At 72.2% G+C, this 23,260-nt stretch carries 20 protein-coding genes and 1 pseudogene; 15 read left to right on the top strand and 6 right to left on the bottom strand.

Annotation, left to right across the window (positions count from 1 at the left end; translation table 11 throughout):
• Positions 1 to 193: 193 nt before the first annotated feature.
• Together B100_RS0123975 and B100_RS0123980 are read right to left on the bottom strand one after the other, a co-directional pair.
• Entirely contained in the window at positions 194 to 799 is a 606-nt protein-coding gene (locus B100_RS0123975; protein ID WP_024886950.1) for a TetR/AcrR family transcriptional regulator, read from the bottom strand.
• Positions 796 to 2,280 (bottom strand): MFS transporter, encoded by a 1,485-nt coding sequence (locus tag B100_RS0123980; RefSeq protein ID WP_024886951.1) that lies wholly within the window; start codon positions 2,278 to 2,280, stop codon positions 796 to 798. Before B100_RS0123980 ends, B100_RS0123975 begins: the two co-directional genes overlap by 4 nt.
• Positions 2,281 to 2,570: 290 nt before the next feature.
• Between B100_RS0123980 and B100_RS0123985 the strand changes: the two genes are divergently transcribed.
• Positions 2,571 to 4,010 (top strand): Gfo/Idh/MocA family protein, encoded by a 1,440-nt coding sequence (locus B100_RS0123985; protein ID WP_024886952.1) that lies wholly within the window; start codon positions 2,571 to 2,573, stop codon positions 4,008 to 4,010.
• 37 nt (positions 4,011 to 4,047) lie between these two features.
• On the top strand, positions 4,048 to 5,046 hold the full coding sequence (locus tag B100_RS0123990; protein WP_024886953.1) for an NEW3 domain-containing protein: 999 nt from the start codon (positions 4,048 to 4,050) through the stop codon (positions 5,044 to 5,046).
• Between the two features lie 65 nt (positions 5,047 to 5,111).
• On the opposite strand, the gene B100_RS0123995 is transcribed toward B100_RS0123990, so the two are convergent.
• Positions 5,112 to 5,924 (bottom strand): DeoR/GlpR family DNA-binding transcription regulator, encoded by an 813-nt coding sequence (locus B100_RS0123995; protein ID WP_024886954.1) that lies wholly within the window; start codon positions 5,922 to 5,924, stop codon positions 5,112 to 5,114.
• A 289-nt stretch (positions 5,925 to 6,213) separates the two neighbouring features.
• Between B100_RS0123995 and B100_RS0124000 the strand changes: the two genes are divergently transcribed.
• The 6 genes from B100_RS0124000 (at position 6,214) to B100_RS0124025 (ending at position 12,195) form a co-directional block, all read left to right on the top strand.
• The gene (locus B100_RS0124000; protein ID WP_024886955.1) at positions 6,214 to 7,482 is read left to right on the top strand and encodes an extracellular solute-binding protein; all 1,269 of its coding nucleotides are present in this window, start codon (positions 6,214 to 6,216) and stop codon (positions 7,480 to 7,482) included.
• 33 nt (positions 7,483 to 7,515) lie between these two features.
• The gene (locus tag B100_RS0124005) at positions 7,516 to 8,448 is read left to right on the top strand and encodes a carbohydrate ABC transporter permease (protein ID WP_024886956.1); all 933 of its coding nucleotides are present in this window, start codon (positions 7,516 to 7,518) and stop codon (positions 8,446 to 8,448) included.
• Positions 8,448 to 9,347, top strand: a complete 900-nt coding sequence (locus tag B100_RS0124010; protein ID WP_024886957.1) for a carbohydrate ABC transporter permease — start codon at positions 8,448 to 8,450, stop codon at positions 9,345 to 9,347. The genes B100_RS0124005 and B100_RS0124010 overlap by 1 nt, the downstream gene beginning before the upstream one ends.
• A gap of 54 nt (positions 9,348 to 9,401) precedes the next feature.
• Positions 9,402 to 10,346, top strand: a complete 945-nt coding sequence (locus tag B100_RS0124015; protein WP_486585695.1) for an SIS domain-containing protein — start codon at positions 9,402 to 9,404, stop codon at positions 10,344 to 10,346.
• 90 nt (positions 10,347 to 10,436) lie between these two features.
• Complete coding sequence (locus B100_RS0124020; protein ID WP_024886959.1) at positions 10,437 to 11,372, top strand: 1-phosphofructokinase; 936 nt, start codon at positions 10,437 to 10,439, stop codon at positions 11,370 to 11,372.
• A complete protein-coding gene (locus B100_RS0124025) occupies positions 11,353 to 12,195 on the top strand; it encodes a class II fructose-bisphosphate aldolase (protein ID WP_024886960.1) in 843 nt (280 codons plus the stop codon). Before B100_RS0124020 ends, B100_RS0124025 begins: the two co-directional genes overlap by 20 nt.
• Positions 12,196 to 12,207: 12 nt before the next feature.
• Here the strand turns inward: B100_RS0124025 and B100_RS37710 are convergent, their stop codons facing one another.
• Positions 12,208 to 12,651: a hypothetical protein gene (locus B100_RS37710; protein WP_486585696.1), complete on the bottom strand. Its 444-nt coding sequence runs from the start codon at positions 12,649 to 12,651 to the stop codon at positions 12,208 to 12,210.
• Between the two features lie 304 nt (positions 12,652 to 12,955).
• On the opposite strand from B100_RS37710, the gene B100_RS0124035 reads away from it, so the two are divergent.
• Entirely contained in the window at positions 12,956 to 14,197 is a 1,242-nt protein-coding gene (locus B100_RS0124035) for an MFS transporter (protein ID WP_024886962.1), read from the top strand.
• Between the two features lie 108 nt (positions 14,198 to 14,305).
• Here the strand turns inward: B100_RS0124035 and B100_RS0124040 are convergent.
• Together B100_RS0124040 and B100_RS0124045 are read right to left on the bottom strand one after the other, a co-directional pair.
• Positions 14,306 to 14,595, bottom strand: a pseudogene (locus tag B100_RS0124040) (DUF6891 domain-containing protein); the annotation flags it as partial.
• Between the two features lie 60 nt (positions 14,596 to 14,655).
• Positions 14,656 to 16,794 carry an MMPL family transporter gene (locus B100_RS0124045; RefSeq protein WP_024886964.1) on the bottom strand — a complete coding sequence of 713 codons (2,139 nt, stop codon included), beginning with the start codon at positions 16,792 to 16,794 and terminating at the stop codon, positions 14,656 to 14,658.
• Positions 16,795 to 16,870: 76 nt separating this feature from the next.
• Here B100_RS0124045 and B100_RS0124050 point away from each other — a divergent pair, with 76 nt between their 5' ends.
• From B100_RS0124050 to B100_RS0124075, 6 genes are all read left to right on the top strand, one after another.
• Positions 16,871 to 17,368, top strand: coding sequence for a MarR family winged helix-turn-helix transcriptional regulator (locus B100_RS0124050; protein ID WP_024886965.1), 498 nt, complete (start codon positions 16,871 to 16,873; stop codon positions 17,366 to 17,368).
• Between the two features lie 272 nt (positions 17,369 to 17,640).
• The gene (locus tag B100_RS0124055; RefSeq protein ID WP_024886966.1) at positions 17,641 to 18,897 is read left to right on the top strand and encodes an ATP-grasp domain-containing protein; all 1,257 of its coding nucleotides are present in this window, start codon (positions 17,641 to 17,643) and stop codon (positions 18,895 to 18,897) included.
• An 89-nt stretch (positions 18,898 to 18,986) separates the two neighbouring features.
• Complete coding sequence (locus B100_RS0124060) at positions 18,987 to 19,832, top strand: hypothetical protein (protein ID WP_024886967.1); 846 nt, start codon at positions 18,987 to 18,989, stop codon at positions 19,830 to 19,832.
• Positions 19,829 to 20,926 (top strand): cysteine synthase family protein, encoded by a 1,098-nt coding sequence (locus tag B100_RS0124065; RefSeq protein ID WP_024886968.1) that lies wholly within the window; start codon positions 19,829 to 19,831, stop codon positions 20,924 to 20,926. The genes B100_RS0124060 and B100_RS0124065 overlap by 4 nt, the downstream gene beginning before the upstream one ends.
• Positions 20,923 to 21,999 carry a dipeptide epimerase gene (locus B100_RS0124070; protein ID WP_024886969.1) on the top strand — a complete coding sequence of 359 codons (1,077 nt, stop codon included), beginning with the start codon at positions 20,923 to 20,925 and terminating at the stop codon, positions 21,997 to 21,999. Before B100_RS0124065 ends, B100_RS0124070 begins: the two co-directional genes overlap by 4 nt.
• Positions 21,996 to 23,258: an MFS transporter gene (locus B100_RS0124075; protein WP_024886970.1), complete on the top strand. Its 1,263-nt coding sequence runs from the start codon at positions 21,996 to 21,998 to the stop codon at positions 23,256 to 23,258. Before B100_RS0124070 ends, B100_RS0124075 begins: the two co-directional genes overlap by 4 nt.
• Positions 23,259 to 23,260: the final 2 nt, after the last annotated feature.

Here is a 23,260-nt window from a genome sequence, read left to right on the forward strand (position 1 = left end):
TTCGGCGGCCGGCGCGGACGCGACAGACCGGCCTTGCGTGTTCGGCGGCCGGCGCGGACGCGACAGACCGGCCTTGCGTGTTCGGCGGCCGGCGCCGACGAGGCGGGCGGTCTTACGCGTCGAAGGGCGGCGCACGGACAAGGCGGGCCGGCCTACGCCTCGCCGGGCGGCGCGGACGGGACCGAGACCGGCCCTACGCGTCGGCCGGTGGCGTGGGCGTCAACTGGGCCTGGACGAGGGGGCCGTAGCGTTCGACGGCCTCCTCGACCGGCGTGGACCTGAGGTCCGTTCCCCGGGCGATGCCGAACATCACGCCGAGGCCGACCAGCGCGGCCAGGGCCAGTTCCGCGCGCAGACCCGCGTCGCGGCCGGGCAGGCGGGCGGCGAGCCGACCGGTGACCTGGGCCCGGAAGTTGGCGCGCAGGATGTCGCCGTGGTCTCCCTGCAGCGGCGCGAACGCGATCCGCAGCAGGGGGTCGGACCCGCGTTCGCGCTGGCTGACCAGGACGTGCCGGACCATGTGCCGGCCCAGGTCGTCCAAGGGCGCGTCGAGGAGCGCGGCGGCGTCCTCGTCGAAGGACATCACGCGTGCGAAGACGGCGTCCTTGTTGCCGAAGTATTTGAGGACCAGCGGCGGGCTGACGCCGGCGCGCTCCGCGACGGCCTTGAGGGTGATGTCGGCGTGGGCGTGGCGGGCGAGGAGGTGGCGGGCGGCGCGCAGGATGGCCGCCTTGGTGGCCTCGGCGTCCCGCCGGCCGGTGCGAGGTGCCGCGTCGGGCGGCGGGGTGTCGGTGCTCATGCTTCCTCCATCTTGCTGCCGTCGGCGACGGGCCGAGCGTCCTTCTCGCGGGCGGGCCCGGTCTCGGGGGCCGGGTCCCCGGGGATGAGCAGGGCCACCGCGCAGGCGACGAGGGCGATCGTGCCGGCGATGCCGAAGGCCATGAGGTAGCCGTGGAGCGTGGGCAACGGGAGGCCGCCGACCGGGCTGGTGTGGTGCACCAGGACGGCGGCGACGGCGGCGCTGGAGACGGCCTGCCCCACGGTGCGCATCAGGACGTTGACGCCGTTGGCGGAGGCGGTCTGCGTGGCGGGGACGGCGCGCAGGATCAGGGCGGGGAGCGCCGAGTAGGCGAGGGTGGTGCCGATCGAGACGACCGTCGCACCGGCCATGATCATCACCAGGGAGCGGCTGTCGGCGATGCGCACGCCGTAACCGGCGGCGATGACCGCGGCGCCGAGGGCGAGAGTGATCCGCGGTCCGCGCGCCGCCGATATGCGGGCGGAGAGCGGGGACAGCAGCAGCATGACCACGCCGCTGGGCAGCAGCACCAGTCCCGTCTGGACGATGGACAGCCCCAGGCCGTAGTCGCCGGCCTCGGGGGCCTGGACGAGCTGCGCGGTGACGAGTGTGTTCGCGTAGAAGGCGAAGCCCGTCAGGAGGGCGGCCACGTGGGAGAGGCCGACGCGCGGGCTGGACACCAGCCGTAGGTCCACCAGCGGGCGTGCGGCGCGCAGTTGGTGCAGCCACCACACGGCGAGGACGAGGACGGCCGCGGCGAACAGGCTCACGACCGGGGCGCTCCCCCAGCCCCACTGGCCGCCCTGCGAGACCGCGAGCAGCAGGCAGACGAGGCCGGCGGCCAGTCCGAGGGCGCCGGTGACGTCGAACCGGCCGGACTCACGCACCGGTGACTCGGGCACCGCCCAGCGGATCAGCGCGACACCGGCGACGCCGAGGCCGGCGGTGACCCAGAACATGGCGTGCCAGTTCGCGTACTGGATGATCAGGGCCGCGGCGGGCAGTCCGAGTGCGGCGCCGATGCCGACGGTGGAGCTCATCAGCGCGATGGCGGAACCCCGGCGCTCCGGAGGCAGTTCGTCGCGCAGGATGCTGATCGACAGCGGCACCACGGAGACCGCGGCACCCTGGAGGGCCCGGGCGGTGATCAGGAGCGCGATGTCGGTGGTGAGCGCGCAGACGACCGACCCGGCGGTCATGAGGGCGAGGGACAGCAGCAGCACCCGGCGCTTGCCGTACATGTCGCCGGCCCGGCCGAGGACGGGGGTGAGGACGGCGCCGGACAGCAGGGAGGCGGTCACCATCCAGGAGACCGCGGATGCCGACGCCCCGGTCAGCCGGGGCAGGTCGGGCAGCAGGGGGACGACGACGGTCTGCACGACCGCCATGAGGATGCCGCCGTAGGCGAGGACCGGGATCGTGAGCCGGGCCCGCAGTCCGGCGCCGCCGGTCGGGTCGGGTGTCGGGACGGGCGACGCCATGAGGACTCCAGCGACGGAAAGTGCGGTGAATGGTGATTCACCTTAGCAATGAATTCCCATTCACCTGAATGGACGGTCGCCGAGGGACGCAGAGGGCTCTCGCGTCAACTCCGCTACCGGCTTGTCCAGTTATGACGGATTCGCCACCTCCCCCCTCTCCCACGCAAAGCAGTTGCACGTTTCTGCTCGAAGACACGCCTCTTCGAGCACCTATTGACATGTCTCCGTCGCTCCCGTCAGAGTCGTTGCCGCCAGTGATGCCCGGTCATGGATCGAAGGAGCGTTCACTCATGCCCGAACTTCCCGCTGTCTCCCGCCGATTGCTTCTGGGAGGTGCGCTGGCCACCGGGGTGGCGGCCGCCGGTGCGGGTGCGGCGCACGCGGCACCGGCAGCCGGTGCCGGCGCGGCCGTGCCGGTACGGACACCGCCGCGCCGTCCCGGTCAGAGATCGATGATCGACGTCCCCTTCGACGCCCACGAGACCGTCCGCGTCGGACTGATCGGTCTCGGCAACCGGGGGTCCGGCATGGCCGAGGGCTGGGCCGCCGTCCCCGGGTGCAGGGTGACCGCCGTCTGCGACATCCGCGCCAACCGCGCCGCGTCCTTGGCGAACCGCCTCGTCGCCCTGGGCAAACCCCGTCCCGCCGAGTACGGCGGCTCCGAGGACGCCTACGCGCAGATGCTGCAGCGCGACGACATCGACCTCGTGTACATCGCCACGCCCTGGGAGTTCCACCACCGCCAGGGCAAGGCCGCGCTGGAAGCGGGCAAGCACGCGATCGTCGAACTGCCCGTCGCCACCGAGCTCGACGAGCTGTGGGACCTCGTCGACACCTCCGAGCGAACGCGCCGCCACCTGATGCTGTCGGAGAACTGCTCCTACGGCCGCAACGAGCTGGCCATGCTGAAGATGGCGCACGACGGGCTGTTCGGCGACGTCACCAACGGCCACGGCGGCTACCTGCACGACCTGCGTGACCTGCTGTTCTCCGACACGTACTACACCGACGCATGGCGGCGGCGGTGGCACACCCGCAGCACCGCGTCGTTCTACCCGATGCACGGGCTGGCGCCGATCGCCGCCGCGATGGACATCAACCGCGGCGACCGCATGACGGTGCTGCGGGCGACCGCCACCGAGCCCAAGGGCCTCGCCGACTACCGGGAACGCTTCATCGACAGGTCCCATCCCTCGTGGAAGGAGACCTACATCAACGGTGACCTCGTCACCTGTCTCATCGACACCGCCAAGGGGCGGGTCATCAGGGCGGAGCACGACGTCAGTTCACCCCGTCCGTACAGCAGGATCAACAGCCTGGCCGGCAGCCGCGGGATCTTCGAGGACTACGCGGGCACCTCGGCGACCGGGGGACGGATCTACGTCGAGCCGGACCACAGCGGGCACTCCTGGCGCGACTTCGACGCCTACCGCAAGGAGTTCGACCACTGGCTGTGGAAGAAGATAGGCGACGACGCGGCGAACAACGGCGGCCACGGCGGCATGGACTACGTACTGCAGTGGCGGACCGTCCAGTTGATGCGTGCCGGGCTGGTGCCGGACATCGACGTCTACGACTCGGCCTCCTGGTGCGCCCCCGTGCCGCTGAGCGTCAAGTCCCTGGCCGCGGGCGGGCGTCCGGTGGACATCCCGGACTTCACGCGTGGCTCCTGGGTCAACCTCCGCATGGGCCTGGACTCCCGTGAGTCGGCCATGCCTCCCGTCGCGTGACCGTCGTACCGGACGACCGAGCTGAGGAGCAGGACGTATGAAGGCGACCCGATGGGTCAGTTCCCTGAGAGCCCTGGCGGTGGCGGCGGCGATGACGCTGGCCGCCGTGCCCGCCGCCACCGCCGCGGAGTCCCCGGGGGAGTCACCCGCGGCACGGACCGAGGTGTCGATCTCGCCGGTGGACCTGGACGGTCCGGCCATCGAGACCGTCGAGGTGACCGTGAAGAACGCCGGGCCGCAGCGGATGCGGTCATTGAAGGTGGCGTTCGCGGGCCCGGTCGGCTGGGCGGTCCAGCCGTCCGCCACCACCGTCTCCGGTTCGTTCGCCGCGGGCGCGACCGCGTCGGCCGAGTTCCGCATCCAGGTGCCGGAGAAGAGGAGCGGGTTCACGCTGCGCACCTTCAGCGCCACCGCCACCTACACCGGTGGTGACGGGGCGGGTTCGGCGACCGGCACCCGCACCGAGACCGTCGGCAGTCCGCTGCCCGATCTCGCCGCCGCCTACAACAACGTGGGAGTCACCGACGAGAGCGACCCCGCGCCGGGCAACTACGACGGGGACGGCAACAGCTTCTCCGCGCAGAAGCTGGCGGCGGCCGGACTGACGCCGGGCAGCACGGTGCGGGCCCTCGGCGCCGACCTGACCTGGCCGGCCGTCGAACCGGGCACCAAGGACAACGTGTCCTCCCAGGGCCAGGCGATCACCCTGAGCGGGCAGGGGAGCAGACTCGTCCTCCTCGGCTCCGGAGTCACCGGCGGAGCAACCGGTACGGCGACCGTGTACTACACCGACGGAACCAGCAGCCGGGGCTCGTTCGGCTTCCCCAACTGGTCGTTCGACCCGGCCGACGCGCACGGTGCCACGCTGGTGGCGTCCAGCGACGGCCGCAACCGGCCGGACGGGTACGGCAACGCGGGGATCGACTACCGGATCTTCGCCCACTCCGTGCCCCTGGACGCGACGAAGCAGGTGCGGTTCGTGGTGCTGCCGTCCAACGGCAACGTCCACGTCTTCGCGATGGCCGTCGCACCCTAGGGGAAGGGCCGTCGACCGCACGCCGACGGTCCGCCGCGCCTCGTGGCGGCCGTCGGTGCGGCGGTTCAGACGGCGTGGACCTTGATGCCCGCCTCGGTGAGCCGGGCCGCCGTCTCGGAGGGCAGCCCGGCGTCGGTCACCAGCACGTCGACGCGGTCCAGCCCGCAGATCCGCGCGAAGGCGCGCCGCCCCATCTTCGAGGAGTCGGTGACCACGATGACGCGGCGGGCCCGCTCGGCGAACAGCCGGCTGACACTGGCCTCGTCCTCCTGATGGGTCATCAGCCCCAACTGCGGGTCCACGCCGTCGACACCGAGGACGGCCACGTCGAGGACGACCTCGTTCAGCACTCCGACGGTGAGCGGTCCGACGAGCTCGTACGTCTGCGGGCGGGCCACTCCGCCGGTGACCACGATCTTCACCTGGGGGCGGACCGCGAGCTCGCCGGCGATGTTGAGCGCGTTGGTGACGACCGTGAACGCGGGCGCCGACGTCTCGGCCGCTTCGCGCCGCCCCCGTCCCTCGCGGCTGCCGCCCGCACGCAGGGCGAGGGCCCGGGCCACCTCGGTCGTGGTGGTGCCGCCGTTCAGGCCCACCACGTCCCCGTCGGCGATCATCCCGGCGACGGCGGTGGCGATGCGCTGTTTCTCGGGGGCGTGCCGGGAGGACTTGTAGCGCAGGGGGAGCTCGTAGGAGACGCCGTGTGCGATGGCTCCGCCACGGGTGCGGACGAGCATCTGCTGTTCCGCGAGCTCGTCGAGGTCGCGGCGGATCGTGGCGGGCGAGACGTCGAGTGCGGCGGCCGCGTCGTCGACTTCGATCCTGCCCTCGCCGGCCAGCAGTTCCAGCAGTTTGCTCCACCGATCGTGCTTGGACATGTGTCGGACTCCCTCGGCCTCGGTACTGCGCTCCGGACACCGTAAGGGACGCCGTGGGCGGCGGAGCCCCAGGGAACCACCGTGCGTGATGTTGCTCGGAACATCGTCACTCCTCGCATCGGCATGCAACCTGTTCGCCCGTTTTCGCAACGGTCGGGTAACGACGTATGGACCTGACCTGCGGCTTGCCTGAATACTGCCCGACACGACAGGTGTTCATTACTGCTCGGAAAGCTTATCGATTGAGCATGTTCACGCATTGCTTGTGGAGACAAGGCGGTAGACGGCAGTGAAGAAGAGAATGCTCGTCCTCTCGGCGGCCTGTGCGGCCGGTGCCCTGGTGCTGACCGCGTGCGGGGGCGGCGGCAGCGGGGAGTCCGCGGACGGAACGGTGACCCTGAAGCTGGTCGCCGCCGACTACGGCGACAAGGCGTCCAACAGTTCCACGGTCTACTGGGAGGACGTGGCCAAGCGTTTCCAGGCCGCCAATCCGAAGATCAAGATCGATGTGCAGGTCGTCAACTGGAACGACATCGACACGCAGGTCAAGACGATGATCCAGAGCGGCAACCTGCCGGACGTCCTGCAGACCGGCGGCTACGCCGACAAGGTCGCCGACGACCTCCTGTACAAGGCCGAGGAGGTGCTGTCCCCGGCCACCCGCGACAACCTGATCGACTCCTTCGCCGAGGCGGGCGAGGTGGACGGCGTGCAGTACGGCATACCGTTCGTGTCCTCCGCCCGAGCCCTGTTCTACAACAAGAAGGTCTTCGCCGACGCCGGCATCACCGAGGCGCCGAAGAGCTGGGCCGACGTCAAGTCGGCCGCCGAGCGGATCAAGAGGAAGAACCCCGACGTCGTCCCGTACGCGCTGCCCCTCGGCCCTGAGGAGGCGCAGGGCGAGAGCCTCATCTGGGAGCTCGGCAACGGCGGCGGCTACACCGGCGCCGACGGCACGTACACCCTGGACAGCGAGGCCAACGTCGAGACCTTCGAGTGGCTGCGCGACAACCTCGTGAAGCCCGGCCTCACCTACAGCAATCCCGCCGCCACCGACCGCAAGACGGCCTTCGCCGACTTCGCCGCGGGCAAGGCGGGCATGCTCAACGGCCACCCGTCGCTGATCCAGATGTCCAAGGACGGCGACGTCGACTACGGCGTCGCACCGATTCCCGGCAAGGACGGCGCCCTCGACTCCACCCTCGGCGTGGCCGACTGGGTGATGGCGTTCAAGGACCGCGGTCACCAGGAAGAGATCAAGAAGTTCCTCGACTTCGCGTACTCCAAGGAGAACACGCTGAAGTTCGACGAGATGTACAACCTGATGCCCGTCACCGAGGACACGCTGCGGGAGATGACCTCCAGCGGCAAGCACAAGGACCTCGAGCCGTTCTTCGAGCTGCTGCCGAAGGCGTCCTTCTACCCGCTCGGCGACACCACCTGGGACGCCGTCTCCGCCGAGATCAAGAAGAGCGGTGGCACGGCTGTCGGGGAGGACCCGGCCAAGGTGCTCGGCGACCTGCAGAAGAAGGCCGAACAGGCCCTCGCGAACCAGTAGATCCGCAGGCACCGACACACGGAAGGCACCCCCGTGTCCAGCAATGTCACCTCCGGCGGCCGCAGGCCGCCCCGCACGGGCCGGAGCGGCGCCCGCCGCGGCCTCGGCCGGCTCGGACCGCTGCCCTGGATCGGGCCCGCCGTCCTGCTCATCGTGGTCGTCGTGCTGTGGCCCGTCTACGAGATGGTCCGCACCTCGTTTCTGAAGATCAGCGTCAGCGGCTTCGTCCGGGGCTGGGCCGGCCTGGACAAGTACCGGCAGCTGTTCGACGAGCCGGGCCTCGGCTCCGTCGTCACCGCCACCGTGGTGTGGACCGTCGGGGTGGTCGCGCTGACCATGCTGATCTCCCTGGCCCTGGCCCAGCTGTTCAACCAGCAGTTCCCCGGTCGCCGCCTGACCCGGTGGGCGCTCATCGCCCCCTGGGCGGCGTCCGTGCTGATGACCGCCATCGGCTTCAAGTGGATGCTGGACCGGACCGCCGGTGTGCTGAACACCGTGATGACCGACCTCGGCGTCATCGACTCCCCCAAGGACTGGCTGGGCGACCCGTGGACCGCCTGGCCCTGGATGATGTTCGTGGCGGTCTTCGTCTCCCTGCCCTTCACCACGTACACGCTCCTCGCGGGACTGCAGACCGTGCCCGGCGAGGTGTACGAGGCCGCCCGCGTCGACGGCGCCGGCGTGTGGCAGACCTACGTCCGCATCACCCTGCCCCTGCTGCGCCCGGCGTTCCTGGTCGGCGTCGTCATCAACCTGATCAACGTCTTCAACTCGTTCCCCGTCATCTGGGGCATGACCCGGGGCGGCCCGGACAGCGACACGGCGACCACCACCGTGTTCATGTACCAGCTCAAGAGCTCCGACATCGGGGAGTCCGCGGCCATGTCCGTCGTCAACTTCTCCCTGGTCGTCGTGATGGTGGCGGTCTTCCTGAAGGTCAGCCGCTGGAACCAGGAGGAGGCGTGATGGCCCAGCAGACGATCCCGGCCCCCCTCGCGAAGACCGTGTCGGCGGACGCGAAGGACCGCCGGCCGGCCCGCCCCCGGCGCGCGCTGCGGCCCCGTACGGTGCTCGTCGCCGCCGTCGCCTGGCTGGTCGCCGTGGTGTTCCTGCTGCCGTACCTGCAGATGGTGATCACCGCGCTGCGCCCGGCCGGCGAACTGCGGGACGCCACCTACCTGCCCGACGAATTCGCCTGGTCGAACTTCGTCGACGTCTGGCGGGAGTCGAACCTCGGCAGCAACCTCCGCGTCACCCTTCTCGTGGCCGGCGGCTCCACCCTGCTGGTCCTGCTGGTCGCCATTCCGGCCGCCTACTACACGGCCCGTGTCAAGTACCGCGGGCGCAAGGTGTTCCTGCTGCTCGTGCTGGTCACGCAGATGTTCCAGCCGACCTCGCTGCTGGTGGGCCTCTACCGCGAGTTCTACCAACTGGGCATGCTCAACTCGGTGTGGACCCTGGTGCTGTGCAACGCCGCGTTCAACCTGGCGTTCGCGATCTGGATCCTCACCGCCTATTTCTCCGCCATACCCGTGCAGTTGGAGGAGGCAGCGATGATCGACGGTCTCGGCCGGGGCGGTGCGCTGCTGCGGGTGACGCTGCCGCTGGCCATGCCCGGCGTCGTCACGGCGGTCATCTTCACCTTCATCGCCGCGTGGAACGAGTTCGTCATGGGCCTGACCCTGTCCACCGTCCCGGAGAGCCAGCCGCTGACGGTCGGCATCAACAGCTTCATCGGCAACTACACCGTCCAGTGGAACTACCTGTTCGCCGCGTCCGTGATCGCGATTGTGCCCGTCGTGGTGCTCTTCGCCTTCATCGAACGCCATGTGGTGTCCGGGCTCACCGCCGGCTCGGTGAAGTAGACGGCCCGCCGCGCCGCATCCCCCACTCCCCCGTTCCTGAAGGAGCACATCGCCTTGTCCACTTCCTCCCGCACCTCGGCCGAGATCGCCTCCCAGCCCGCCGTGTGGCGTCAGGCCGCCGCCTCCCTGCCGCGCCAGGCCTGGGCCCTGCCGAGGCGGGGCGAGCGCGTCGCCGTCGTCGGCTGCGGCACCTCCTGGTTCATGGCCCAGTCGTACGCGATCCTGCGTGAGACGGGCGGCCACGGCGAGACGGACGCCTTCGCCGCCTCGGAGTTCCCCGTCGGCCGGCAGTACGACCGCGTCCTCGCCATCACCCGGTCGGGCACCACCACCGAGGTGCTCGACCTGCTGCGCCGGGTCAAGGGCACCGTGGCGACCGGCGCGATCACCGCCGACCCGGAGACCCCGGTCATGCAGGCGGCCGACGCCGTCGCCGTACTGGACTTCGCCGACGAGGAGTCGGTCGTCCAGACCCGGTTCGCCACCGCCAACCTGGCGCTGCTGCGCGCCCATCTGGAGGCGGAGGGTGCGCTGCCCGCCGGTGTCCTGCCGCTGGACGCCGCCGTCCGGGACGCCGAACGGGCCGTGTACGAGAGCCTCGACGCGGCCGTCGTCGGCGCCGAGCAGTTCACGTTCCTCGGCACCGGCTGGACGTGCGGGCTGGCGCTGGAGGCCGCGTTGAAGATGCGGGAGGCGGCGGGCGCGTGGACGGAGGCCTACCCGGCGATGGAGTACCGTCACGGGCCGATCAGCGTCACCGGTCCGGGACGGGTCACCTGGGCGTTCGGCCGGCTTCCGGAGGGGCTGGACGACGACGTGGCCCGGGTGGGCGGCACCCTGGTGGCCGACTCCACCGGTACGGCCGGGAGCCTGGACCCGCTGGCCGACCTGATCCGCGCCCAGCGGCTCGCCGTGGCCTGCGCCGAGGCGCGCGGCTACGACCCCGACCGGCCCCGCAACCTCACGCGGTCCGTCGTCCTTCAGGACGGTCATGCCTGAGTCCGCGCCGGGGCGGGTGGCGCGCGGTACCAGGGACCGGGCGGGCGGGCTCCTGTCGGCCGCCGGTACGCCGACGGGGGGCCGTCACCCGTGATCCTCACCGTCACCCTGAACGCCGCCCTCGACGTCACCTACGGGGTCGACAGCCTGCGTCCGCGCACCTCGCACCGCGTGGGCGCCGCCCACCGGCGGGCCGGGGGCAAGGGCGTCAACGTGGCCCGGGTCCTCGCCGCCCTGGGGCACGACGTCACCGTCACCGGGCTGGCCGGCGGCCCCACCGGAGCCCTGCTCCGCGCGGACCTGCGCGCCGTGGCGGGGCTGCGTGACGAACTCGTCCCGGTGGCGGGCGAGGCGCGGCAGACCGTCACCGTCGTGTCCGGCGACGACGGCGACGCCACCGTGTTCAACGAGCAAGGGCCGGAGGTGAGTTCGCGGGAATGGCGGGCCTTCGCCGACCGTTTCGCGGTGCTGGCGCGCGAGGCGTCGGTGGTCACGCTCTGCGGCAGCCTGCCGCCGGGGCTGCCGTCCGACGCGTACGCCCACTTGGTGCGCACCGCCGCCGGGGCGGGGGCGCTCACCGTGCTGGACACGAGCGGTCCCCCGCTCCTCGACGCGCTGGGTGCCGGTCCCGACGTCGTCAAACCCAATGCCGCCGAACTCGCGGCCGCCACCGGCTGCGAGGACGCCGGAGAGGGGGCGGCGCGGCTGCGTGCCCTCGGCGCCCGCTCCGTCGTGGTGTCGTCCGGCCCCGACGGCCTCCTCGCCGACACCCCTGACGGCCGCCTGCGCGCCGCACCGCCCGAACGGCTGGCCGGCAATCCCACCGGGGCGGGCGACGCCTGTGTCGCCGCGCTCGCGGCCGGGCTCCCCGGCGGCGCGGGCTGGCCGGCCGTCCTGCGTGAGGCCGTGGCCCTGTCGGCCGCCGCCGTCGCCTGCCCCGTGGCCGGTGACGTCGACGCGGCCGTCCACCGACGTTTTGGTACCGCCGTGATCGTGGAGGAACTCCATGCCCCTCAGTCCCACTGACGACATCGTCGGCCCCGCCTCCCACGCCGGCGTCGGTGTCGGGGCGTTCAACGTGGTGCAGCTCGAGCACGCCGAGGCCATCGTGAGCGGCGCCGAGGCCGCCGGGCGGCCCGTGATCCTCCAGATCAGCGAGAACACCGCCCGCTACCACGGTGCGCTCGCGCCGGTGGGACTCGCGACCCTCGCCGTCGCGCGGGCGGCGCTCATACCCGTCGCCGTGCACCTCGACCACGCGGAGACCGTCGACCTGGTGCACGAGGCCGTGCGGCTCGGCTTCTCCTCCGTCATGTTCGACGCCTCCCGCCTCCCCTACGGGGAGAACCTGAAGGCGACCCGGGAGATCACCGAGTACTGCCACGCACGGGACGTGTGGGTGGAGGCGGAGCTCGGGGAGGTCGGCGGCAAGGACGGCGCGCACGCCCCGGGGGTGCGCACCGATCCGGTGGAGGCACGGGACTTCGTCGCCGCCACCGGGGTCGACGCCCTGGCGGTGGCGGTGGGCAGCTCCCACGCCATGACCACCAGGGACGCGGTGCTCGACTTCGCGCTCATCACCGCCCTGCGCGACACCGTGGGCGTGCCGCTGGTGCTGCACGGCTCGTCCGGGGTGGCCGACACCGAGCTCGCTCGGGCCGTGGGGGCGGGCATGACGAAGGTCAACGTGTCCACCCACCTGAACAAGGAGTTCACCCGGGCCGCCCGTACCTACCTGCACGCCCACCCGTCGGCCGTCGACCCCCGCACGTACCTCGGCCCGGCCCGGGACGCGGTGGCGGGCGCGGTGTCACACCTGTTGAAGGTGCTGCACAGCGGGGAGGAGTGAGGTACCGGCGGATCAGAGGCCCTCGCAGAGGGAGCGCGCTTCCGCCAGGTCCTTCTTCACGTCGGCATCGACGCCGAAGACCTGCTGATAGCGGTTGCGGGCCCGGGTGAGCGTCTCCGCGAGCAGGTCGTAGGCGGAGTCGCCCGCGGCGGCGGCCGTCGCCAGATCGACGGCCCCCGCGAAGCGGTAGAGCGCCTGCTCGCCCTGCTTCCCCTTGGCGAGGATCTTGGACTCGTCCAGGCCGACGAGGGCGGCGCAGGCGCCGTGGGCGTCACTGCCCGCGCCCGCCTTCCCCTGAGGCGTGCTGTCGCCTCCGGTCAGTGCCCAGGCCGCGCCCACACCGGCGCCGCCCACCAGCAGACCGAGGAGGAGCGCGGCCACCAGCGGACCTCGGCCGCGGGCGGGGGCGGGCGGGACGGGCGCCTGGGGCGGCTGCGACGACTGTGGTGACTGCATGTACGCGACATTAGTGGGGCGTCGGTCCCCCTGAGAACGGGGGTGGTGGGCGTTCGGCAGGGTGAAGGGTGGCATATGTCGCCCGGAGTACCTTTGATCATGACGTTGTGAGGCTCGCCCGGTTGGAGCGCCCCTCGGGGCATCTGGCAGGCTGGTCCTGCGGCAACCACGCACGGACGACGAGGACCGGCGCCGGACCGCCCCCACCGACCAGGCACCGCTGCCACCGGACGTACACCGGTGACGCGGTGCCGAGCGGTGTGTGCCCACACCCGGCTCCCACTTCGGAAGGCTCCTCCCTGCCATGCCCTTGGCTTTGTTCGCCCTGGCCGTCGTCGCGTTCGGCATCGGCACGACCGAGTTCGTCACGATGGGCCTCCTCCCGCAGATCGCCGACGGCGTGGCGGTGTCCGTGCCGGACGCGGGCAACGTTGTCTCCGCCTACGCCCTGGGCGTGGTCGTCGGAGCGCCGCTGCTGACCGCGATGGGTGCCCGTGTGCCGCACAAGCGGCTGCTGCTGATGCTCACGGGCCTGTTCGTCGTCGGTAACGTGGCCTCCGCACTCGCCCCGAACTACGGACTGCTGTTCGCCGCGCGCATCCTGGCGGGCCTCCCCCACGGTGCGCTGTTCGGCGTCGGCGCGGTCGTCGCCTCCAAGCTGGTCGCGCCCGACCGGGCCGCACGCGCGGTGTCGATGATGTTCCTCGGCCTGACGGTCGCCAACATCGTCGGTGTCCCCGCCGGGACCGCGCTCGGGCAGCAGTTCGGCTGGCGCTGGGCGTACGCGGCGGTGGCCGTCATCGGCGTGCTGGCGCTGGCCGCCCTGGTACGGCTCGTGCCCCACCAGCCGCGCGGCGAGCAGGCTGGTGTCCTGCACGAGCTGCGCGCGATGAAGAACAAGCAGGTGCTGCTCGGCATCGTCACGGCGGTCGTCGGCTTCGGCGGCTACTTCGCCATGTACAGCTATCTCGTGCCGATGCTGACCCACCTGACCGGCATCTCGGACTCCTCGACCACGCTGGTGCTCGCGCTGTTCGGCGTCGGCATGACGCTCGGCACCCTCGTCGCCGGCCCGCTCACCGACCGGGCGCTGCGCCCGACCCTCTACGGCGGTTTCGCGCTGCTGGCGGCGGCGCTGGTGACGCTTCACTTCGTCATCGGTCACCTGGTGCCCGCGCTGATCGTCATCACGGTGACCGGGGGCCTGAGTGCGCTGATCACCACGCCGGTGCAGATGCTGTTGATGACGAAAGCGCACGAGGCGCCGACGATGGCGGCCGCGTCCAACCACTCCGCGTTCAACCTGGCCAACGCGGGCGGTGCCTGGCTCGGCGGCCTGGTCATCGCGGCCGGCTGGGGCTGGTCCTCCCCCACCCTGGTCGGCGCCGCCCTGGCCCTGGTGGGCCTGGCCCTCGCCGCGACCGGCGGCTACCTCGACCGGGGCTCCCGCGCCTCGAAGGTCGTCCTCGCGTCCCCGGGCGCCGACACCCACCGCGCGCCCGGGAAGACGCCGACGGCGGCCTGTCCCCAGGACCCGTCGGCCTGACCCACCGACCGGCGACCTCACCGCCCCCGGGCCGACCCCTGGCCGCCCGGGGGCGCGTTGTTTCCTCCGCCGACCGGCCCCGGAGCCGCGACGGAGGGCGGCCGTTGCCTAGCCGACCAGGCGGCGCCAGTCCAAGGGGGTGACGGTGATGGCGTGTCCGGGCTCCTGGTTCCAGGCAGTGCGGAGGCCCACCGCTTCGAGGGCGGCCACGACCTCGTGGCCGACGGCCACCGTGGTCTCGGGTGAGCCGTCGAAGCCGCAGTACAGCAGGGTCAGTCCGTAGCCGGCCGCGGCGCTGTCCGTGCACTGGGTGTGGAAGTGGACGAAGCCGCGGGCGTCGGCTCTCCCACGCCGCCGATCTCGGTGTCGCCGCAGTTGCGGCAGCAGGCGAAGTTCTCGCACCACGGAGGGGCGGGCAGCCGTACGGCTGCCCGCCCCACCCCCGTCCGTCGGGTCCGTCAGCCGCGGTCGGCCGCCGACGTCTCTTTGCCGTCCGCGGGGTCCTTGCCGTCGTCGCGGGACAGCGCGCCGGGCCACCACGCCTTGGGGCCGATGTCGATCACCAGCGCGGGCACCAGGAGCGAGCGGACCACGAGCGTGTCCAGCAGCACTCCGAAGGCGACGATGAAGGCGATCTGCACCAGGAAGGCCAGCGGAATGACCATCAGCGCGGCGAAGGTCGCCGCGAGGACCACGCCGGCCGAGGTGATGACGCCGCCGGTCGTGGTCAGTCCGCGCAGTACGCCCTGCCGGGTGCCGTGCGTCAGGGCCTCCTCGCGGACCCGGGACATCAGGAAGATGTTGTAGTCGACGCCCAGGGCCACCAGGAACACGAAGCCGTACAGCGGGACCGACGCGTCGGTGCCGCTGAAGCCGAAGAGGTGCTCGAAGACCAGCGCGGAGATGCCGAGGGTGGCGAGGAAGTTGAGGCCCACGGTCGCCACCAGCAGCACGGGCACGAGCACGGACCGCAGCAGCAGCGCGAGGATCAGCAGGATCACGACGAGGATGATCGGGACGATCAGGGTGCGGTCGTCGGAGGCGGTCTGCTGGGTGTCGACCTGCTGGGCGGTGTAGCCGCCGACGAGCGCGTCGGCCCCGGAGATCTCGTGCAGGTTGTCGCGCAGCCGCTGGACGGTCTTCTTCGCGGCGTCGCTGTCGGCGGCGGCCTCCAGCGTGGCGTCGACGCGTGCCCGCCCGTCGACGACGAGGGGCTCACCGCCGCCGGGCCGTCCGGAGGCGGAGACCGGGTCGGCGGTGGCGACGCCTTCGGTCTTGCGGGCGGCGGCCGTCACCTCGTCGAGGCGGTCGGCGTCGGCGATGACGACGGCCGGGTTGCCCGACCCGCCGGGGAAGTGCTCCCCGAGCGTCTGCTGGGCGGCGACCGACGGTGCGTCGTTCACGAAGATCTCGTCGAGCGGGGTGCCCTTGGCGGACAGGGACGGGGAGAAGGCCGCGAAGACGGCGAGGACCAGCGCGGTCAGCGCCCACACGCGGCGCGGCTTGCGGTCGACGGTCGCGGCGACACGGCGCCACACCTTGTGCCCCTCGACGGAGGCGTCCGACTCCTTGGGCTTGGCGGGCCAGTACGCGCTGCGGCCCAGCAGGGCGAGGGCGGCCGGCAGGAAGGTGAGTGCCGAGACCACGGCGCACACGATGCCGATGGCGCCGACCGGCCCGAGGGCGCGGTTGTTGGTGAGGTCGCTGGCGAGCAGCGTCAGCAGACCGAGGGCCACGGTGGCCGCGCTGGCGGTGATGGCGCCGAACGACCTGCGGACGGCGGCCAGGGCGGCCGTGAACCGGTCGCCGTGCACGGCGAGTTCCTCCCGGAAGCGGGCGGCGAGCAGCAGGGCGTAGTCGGTGGCCGCGCCGATGACGAGGATCGACAGGATGCCCTGCACCTGGCCGTCGACCCGCACCACGTCGTGGTCGGCCAGGACGTAGACGACCGCGCAGGCGAGGCCGAGCGCGAAGACGGAACCGAGGATGATGACGAAGGGCAGCAGGACGCTGCGGTAGACCAGCAGGAGGATCACCAGTACGGCGGCGAGTGCCACACCGAGCAGCAGTCCGTCGATGCCGGCGAACGCGTCCGACAGGTCGACCTGACTGGCCGCGGGGCCCGCCACCTGGGCCTTCGTGCCGGGAACGCCTTCCGCGGCGTCGCGTACCTCGTCGACCACGTCCGCCAGGCCGTCGCCGAGGTCGGTCTTGAGCTGCACGACCGCCTGCAGCGCCTCTCCGTCCTTCGAGGGGAAGGCCGGTGACGGTGTTCCGACGACGCCGGGCTTGCCGGCGAGTGCGGCGACCGCGCGGGTGGCGTCGGTGCGCTGGGCGTCGGTGACGCGGTCTGCGTCCGCCGTCCCGTCCGCCGTCCACACGACGATGGCCGGGAGCGTCGCCTGCTGGTCGAACGCCTTACGCTCGTCGAGCACCCGCGTGGACTCGGCGCTCTGCGGCAGGAAGGAGGCCTGGTCGTTGGTGGCCACCTCGCCGAGCTTGCCCGCGTACGGGCCGAGCATCCCGCCCACGCCGAGCCAGACGATCAGCAGAGCGAGCGGAACGAGCCAGCGGGCACGGCGTGGTCCGGTTGTCATGTGAGTTCCTACTGACGCGAGAGATTATGTCAATGGTCGATTATGTCAATGATCGAGTGATCCTATACTGGCCGCTATGAGCGGCTCCGAAACCCCCGCATCTCCTCCGCCGGAGGAGTGCCCGACAGGGCTGCAGTCATTCGCGGTGCAACTGCGTCGGATGACCGCCGAGTTCAATCGCATCGTCCAGGAGTTCGCACAGGAGCACGGTCTGCACCACACGGACATGCAGGCCCTGATCGCGATCCTCGACGCCGGCGGGCCGGACGAGCCCATGACGCCGGGTCGCCTGCGCAAGCAGCTCAACCTCACCTCCGGTGCGATGACAGCATGCCTGGACCGGCTGGAGCGAGCGGGTCACATCCGGCGTGTCCGGGCGGTCGACGACCGTCGCGTGGTGCACCTGGAGTACGCGGAGCGCGCCAAAGGGCTGGCCCGGGAGTACTTCCAGCCGCTCGCGCGGAGCACCGACGCGGCCCGTGAGCGCTTCACGAGCGACGAGCTGCGCGTGGTCATCCGGTTCCTCGGCGAGCTGAACCAGGAGTTGACGCTGCTGCGCCGGCACGGGGACTGACACACCGGACGGCGGACGGCCAGGTCGGGGCACACGCCCGACCCGGCCGTCCGCCGTTCCGTCTCCGTGCGCGACCGGCCGGCGAACCTTCGGACGCGACCGCCCGGTGGCCCGACACATCGTCAGGACAACCGCACCCCCTCGACGGCTGACATTGAAAATGATTACCGTTATCGTGTCCAGTACGGCGGCCCGACTCCTCCCGTAGGGGTCCGATCGGGCTGCCGCGACATGGCGACCGCGCCTCAGGACATGGCATGAAAAGGGGAGTTGTGGCTCATCTGCTGGTGGTCGAGAGCTGGGTCGGATCGATGAGCAGGCTGCTGCCACGGGCGATACAGGAGGGTGGACACGCGTTCACGTTCCTCACCCGCGACCTGCACCACTACCTGCGTACGGCGCCCGAGGGCGCGGCGCACCCGCTGCTCGGGGCCCGCAACGTGATCACGGCGGACACCAACGACCCGGACGCCCTGCTGCCCCTCGTCGCGCGGCTGCACGAGGTGCTCGGGTTCGACGGCGTGCTCACGTCCTGCGACTACTACCTGCCGACGGCGGCGCTCGCGGCCGAGCGGCTCGGACTGCCCGCACCGGACGCCGCGGCGGTGCGGGACGCCTGCCGCAAGGACACGACGCGGCGCGTGCTGGAGGAGGCGGGGGTGCCCGGTCCTCGGTTCGCGGTGCACGAGGAGTGGGCGCGGATCGCCTCGGCGGCGCGGGACATCGGTTACCCATTGGTCGTCAAGCCCGTCGACCTGTGTGCGGGGATGTACGTACGCCGGGTGGACGACGAGACCCAACTCGCCGCCGCGGTCGCTGCGCTGGCCGACTTCCCGGTCAACGCGCGCGGTCAGCGGCGGGCTCCGGCGGTGCTGCTGGAGGAGCTGCTGGACGGGCCGGAGGTGAGTGTCGAGACCGTGTCGCACGCGGGCGCGGTCCACGTGGTGGGGGTGACCGACAAGAGCATCGGCGGCGCGCCCGGGTTCATCGAGACCGGCCACATGTTCCCCGCCGCCCTGACGGCCGCCGAGGCCGACGACGCGGTGCGGACCGCGCTGGACGCGCTCAAGGCGCTGGGTCTCACCGAGGGCGTCGTCGCGCACACCGAGATCAAGCTGACCTCGGCGGGACCGCGCGTGGTCGAGGTCAACCCTCGGCCCGCCGGCAACCGCATCACCGAACTCGTCCGCCATGTCACCGGTGTCGACCTCGTCGCGGCCTTCGTGGACGTCTCGCTGGGCCGCGCGCCGGATCTGCGGCGCACCGACACGGGACTGCGGTCCGCCGCCGTCGGCTTCCTGGTGCCGGAGGCCACCGGCACGCTCACGGCTGTTGACGGGAACGGGCTCCGGTCGCTGCCGGACGTGCTGGAGGTGGAGCTCGCCGCGCCGGGAAGGCAGGTGAGGGCTGCGGGCAGCAACAACGAGTACCTCGGGCACGTCATGGTCGGCGACCCGGAGGGAACCGGCGCCCGGGCCAGGGCCGAGGACCTGCTCGGCGAGCTGCGGTCCGGGCTGGTGATCCGATGACCACCGTCGGTCCGACGGCCGCCGTCGACGCGGCGGCCACGGTCCGCCGGGCGGCTCCGGCCGAGCGGACGACCCCGGTCCCTCCGACGATCACCGGCCGCCCGGCGTCCGCCGGCGCGCCGACGTACGAGACGCTCCTGGCGCGGGTCCGGGCCGGAGCGCTCGGGCCGGATCCGGCGGCGCTGCGCGTCGCCGTGGCGTTCACGACGCGACAGGCCGTGCGGCACGACGGACGGGGCACCGGCTACCGCAACGAGGTGCTCGGGCTGCGTCTCGGCGGAGCCGTCGGCAGTTGCGCGGTGGAACCGGGCACGCTCGTTGACACCGTGGTCGAGGAGTGTGCCGGCGCGGGCGTGGACCAGCTGCTCGCGCATCCGCTGGCCCCGGTGCGCGTGGCCGCCCTGGACGCCTACCTGATGCACGTCACCCCGCACTCGCCGGCCCACGGGGCGCTGCCGGTACCGGTGCCGGCCGGCAGCTCGCTGGAGAAGTCACGGGCCCGGGCGCGCGCGGTCGTCGGGCTGCTCGACCTGCCGCCGGGATCCATGGTGCTCGTGGTCGGCGTGGTCAACTCCCTGCTGGAGGCCCTGCGGGACCGGCACCTGGCGTATGTGCCCTGCGATCTCAAGGGCGGGGTCACCGAATGGGGTGAGCCCGTCGTCACCGACGCGTTCGCCGGGGCGGACCGCTGTGACGCGCTGCTGGTGTCCGGGATGACCCTGGGCAACGAGACGTTCGAGCCGCTGCGGCGGCACGCGCTGGAGCACGGCAAGCAACTGGTCGCGTTCGCGCAGACGGGCAGCGCCGTGCTGCCCCGCTTCCTGGGCCACGGGGTGAGCGCGGTGTGCGCGGAGCCGTACCCCTTCTTCTGGCTGGACGGCGGTCCGAGCACGCTCCACCACTACCGCGCCGACCCTCCGGGAGGCGTCGGGTGACCGCCACCGTCGCTCCGGCGGCCCGCCCCACCGCCCGCCCGGAACTGCTGACCCTCCTCGGCCGTACCCCCGTCGTCCGCGTCACCACCGGTCTGCCGCATGCGCACCCGGGCTTCTGGGCGAAGCTCGAAGGGCTGTCGGCCGGCGGGATGAAGGCACGGCCCGCCGTGTCGATGCTGCTGGACGCCCGCGAACGCGGCGAACTGCGTCCTGGCGCACCGGTCGTGGAGTCGACGTCCGGCACGCTCGGGCTCGGCCTCGCCTTCGCCGGGCAGGCCCTCGGGCATCCCGTCGTCCTGGTGGGGGACAGTGAACTGGAGCCTTCCATGCGGCAGTTGCTGCGGGCCCACGGGGTGCGGCTGGAGATCGTGGACCGTCCCGCCGCACGGGGCGGCTGGCAGGCGGCCCGGCTGGCCCGGCTCCGGGAGCTGCTGGCCGAGCTGCCGGGGGCGTACTGGCCCGATCAGTACAACAACCCGGGCAACAGCGCCGGTTACGCCTCGCTCGCCGCCGAACTGGCCGTACAGCTCGACCATCTGGACATCCTCGTGTGCAGCGTCGGCACCGGCGGGCACAGCGCGGGTCTCATCGGTCCGTTACGACGTCACTGGCCCGCGCTGCGGCTGATCGGCGTGGACTCCACCGGCTCCGCGATCTTCGGGCAGCCCGCCCGGCCGCGGCTGATGCGCGGGCTGGGCAGCAGCATCCACCCGCGCAACGTCGCCTACGACGCGTTCGACGAGGTGCACTGGATCGGCCCGGCGGAAGCCGTGGACAGTTGCCGGCGGCTCGCCTCCGGCAGTTTCGTCACCGGCGGCTGGAGCACCGGCGCCGTCGCCCGGGTCGCCGCCTGGGCGGCCCGCGTCCACCCGGGCGCGGTCGTCGCCACCATCTTCCCCGACGGCCCGCACCGTTACCTCGGCACCGTCTACGACGACGACTTCACGACCGCCCACGGCCTCGACCCCGCCACCGCGGCCACCCGCCCCGTGGAGATCCCGTACCCCCGCGCCGCCGAGGCCATCGGCTGGGCGCGCTGCACCCGTGTCACCGACCCCTTGAAGACCGCACCCCCCGCAGGGAGGACCCCGTGAAGGCCGCGACGCGCACCGTGCGGCTCGAACTCACCGAGCCGCTGCGCATATCCCGTTCGACGATGTCCGCCCGCGACGCCGTGTGGCTGAGCGTCGAACACGACGGGGCCACCGGTCACGGCGAGGCCGTCACCAGCGTCTACTACGGCCTGGACACCGCGCGCCTGCGACGGTGCTTCACCGACGTCGTCGGGGATCTGACGCGTTACGCCGATCCGGTGAGCGCCCTGGAGTCGCTGCGCGCCGGTGAGCTGGCCGGCGGAGCCACTCCCCCGGCGGTGCGCGCCGCCGTGGAGGCCGCACTGCTCGACCTCGCCGGGACTCTCGCGGGCCTGCCGGTGCACCGGCTTCTGGGCTTCCCCCGGGTTCCGGTGGCCGCCACCGCCCGCACCATCGGCATCACCTCGCCGCTCGACGCGGCGGCGCAGGCGAGGTCACTGACGGCCGGCGGTTTCGAGATCCTGAAGGTCAAGGCGGGCTGCCCCGACCCGGAGGACGACGTCGAGCGCCTGCGGGTCGTCCGGGACGCCGCGCCCCGCGCCCGGCTGCTCCTCGACCCCAACGGCGCCTGGACGGCCGGTCAGGCCGCCTCGCTGCTGCCCCGCTTCGCCGACCTCGGCGTCGAGGCCGTCGAACAGCCCGTCACCCCCGGCGATCCCGAGGCGCTCGCCGCACTCGCCGAACGCTCACCGCTGCCCGTCGTCGCCGACGAGGACGCCGTCGGTCTGGAGGACGTACGCCGGCTCGCCGGACGCGTCCACGGAGTGAACGTCAAGCTGGCCAAGTGCGGCGGTGTGCACGCGGCCCTGCGTATCGCCGAGACCGTCGCCGGAAGCGGTACCGAGCTGATGCTGGGGTGTCTGACGGCCAGCAGCCTCGGCATCGCGCCCGCGGTGCATCTGGCCGGACGGGCCCACTGGACCGACCTCGACGGACATCTGCTGCTGGCCCACGACCCGTGGACCGGCATCGGCGGCGAGGACGGGTACGTACGGCCAAGTGGCCTGCCGGGGCTGGGCGTCGAACCACGAGGCGAGCGCCACCGCATCGGGGCGCCGGTGGGTGTGTCGTGAGGACCTGGCACGAGATACGCCGCTTCCCGCTCGCGGTCCAGCTCCTGCTGGTCAACCAGTTCGGCGTGAACACCGGCTTCTACCTGCTGATCCCCTACCTCGCCACCCACCTCACCGAGGACCTCGGCATGTCGGCCGCCGCCGTCGGCATGGTCCTCGGTGTCCGCACCCTCAGCCAGCAGGGCCTGTTCGTCGTGGGCGGGTCCGCCGCCGACCGGCTCGGCGCCCGGGGTGTGATCATCGCCGGCTGCGCGCTGCGCACCCTCGGGTTCGCCCTGTTCGCGCTCGGGGACGGCCTGGCGGTGCTGCTGTCCGCGTCCGTGCTCAGCGGCTTCGCCGGGGCGTTGTTCAACCCCGCCGTGCGCGCCTACCTCGCGCATGAGGCGGACGGGCGTACGGCGGAGGCGTTCGCCTTGTTCAACGTGTTCGCCGCCACTGGTGCGCTGGTAGGGCCCCTGCTGGGCAGTGCGTTGCTGCTGGTGGACTTCCGCACCTCGGCCCTGACCGCCGCAGCCATCTTCGCCGTCCTCACCGTCGCGCAGGTCATGGTGCTGCCCGCCCGCGCGGCCGGGCCGCGTGCCGGCACGGTGTCGGCGGACTGGCGTGAGGTCCTCGGCAACCGGGCATTCCTCGCCTTCGCGCTCGCCATGGTCGGCATGTTCACCCTGGAGAGCCAGCTGTATCTGCTGCTGCCCGACGGCGCGCGGCGGGCGACCGACTGGGACGGCTCCGCCGGGCTCGTGCTCCTCGTGGGCACCGTCGCCCATCTGTCCCTGCAACTGCGGGTCACCCGCGCCCTGAAGCGGCGGGGGCACCGGGGGCTCTGGGTCGTCGCGGGCCTCGCCCTGATGGCGCTGGCGTTCCTGCCGCCGGCCCTGGCCTCGGGCGCCTCCGGTGGGCCGGACGGCGTGGCGAACGGGGTGGTGCGTGTGCTGCCCGTGCTGACGGGGGCGCTGCTGCTGAGCCTCGGGGTGATGGTGGCGCAGCCGTTCGTGATGGAGCTGATTCCCGCCTTCGGCCGCGCGGGGCTGACGGGCACGTACTTCGGTGTCTTCTACGTCGTCTCGGGTGTGGCGGCGGCCGTGGGCAACACCGTCGTGGGCTGGGCCATGGACACGGCCGGGCACAGCGGCGCCACATGGCTGCCGTGGGCGTGCTGTGCGCTGTTCGGCCTGGCGTCCGCCCTGGCCGTGGCCCGGCTGCGCCGGACGGGGGCGCTGCCCGCGTCACCGGAGCCGGCCGTGCCCGCGACAGTCTGAGG

The organism is Streptomyces sp. CNH189 (assembly GCF_000527195.1).

Excerpts from the sequence above, each read along its gene's own strand:
- B100_RS0123975 (WP_024886950.1), bottom strand. The coding sequence starts at position 799 with ATGAGCACCGACACCCCGCCGCCCGACGCGGCACCTCGCACCGGCCGG.
- B100_RS0123980 (WP_024886951.1), bottom strand. The coding sequence starts at position 2,280 with ATGGCGTCGCCCGTCCCGACACCCGACCCGACCGGCGGCGCCGGACTG.
- B100_RS0123985 (WP_024886952.1), top strand. The coding sequence starts at position 2,571 with ATGCCCGAACTTCCCGCTGTCTCCCGCCGATTGCTTCTGGGAGGTGCG.
- B100_RS0123990 (WP_024886953.1), top strand. The coding sequence starts at position 4,048 with ATGAAGGCGACCCGATGGGTCAGTTCCCTGAGAGCCCTGGCGGTGGCG.
- B100_RS0123995 (WP_024886954.1), bottom strand. The coding sequence starts at position 5,924 with ATGTCCAAGCACGATCGGTGGAGCAAACTGCTGGAACTGCTGGCCGGC.
- B100_RS0124010 (WP_024886957.1), top strand. The coding sequence starts at position 8,448 with ATGGCCCAGCAGACGATCCCGGCCCCCCTCGCGAAGACCGTGTCGGCG.
- B100_RS0124025 (WP_024886960.1), top strand. The coding sequence starts at position 11,353 with ATGCCCCTCAGTCCCACTGACGACATCGTCGGCCCCGCCTCCCACGCC.
- B100_RS37710 (WP_486585696.1), bottom strand. The coding sequence starts at position 12,651 with ATGCAGTCACCACAGTCGTCGCAGCCGCCCCAGGCGCCCGTCCCGCCC.
- B100_RS0124035 (WP_024886962.1), top strand. The coding sequence starts at position 12,956 with ATGCCCTTGGCTTTGTTCGCCCTGGCCGTCGTCGCGTTCGGCATCGGC.
- B100_RS0124045 (WP_024886964.1), bottom strand. The coding sequence starts at position 16,794 with ATGACAACCGGACCACGCCGTGCCCGCTGGCTCGTTCCGCTCGCTCTG.
- B100_RS0124050 (WP_024886965.1), top strand. The coding sequence starts at position 16,871 with ATGAGCGGCTCCGAAACCCCCGCATCTCCTCCGCCGGAGGAGTGCCCG.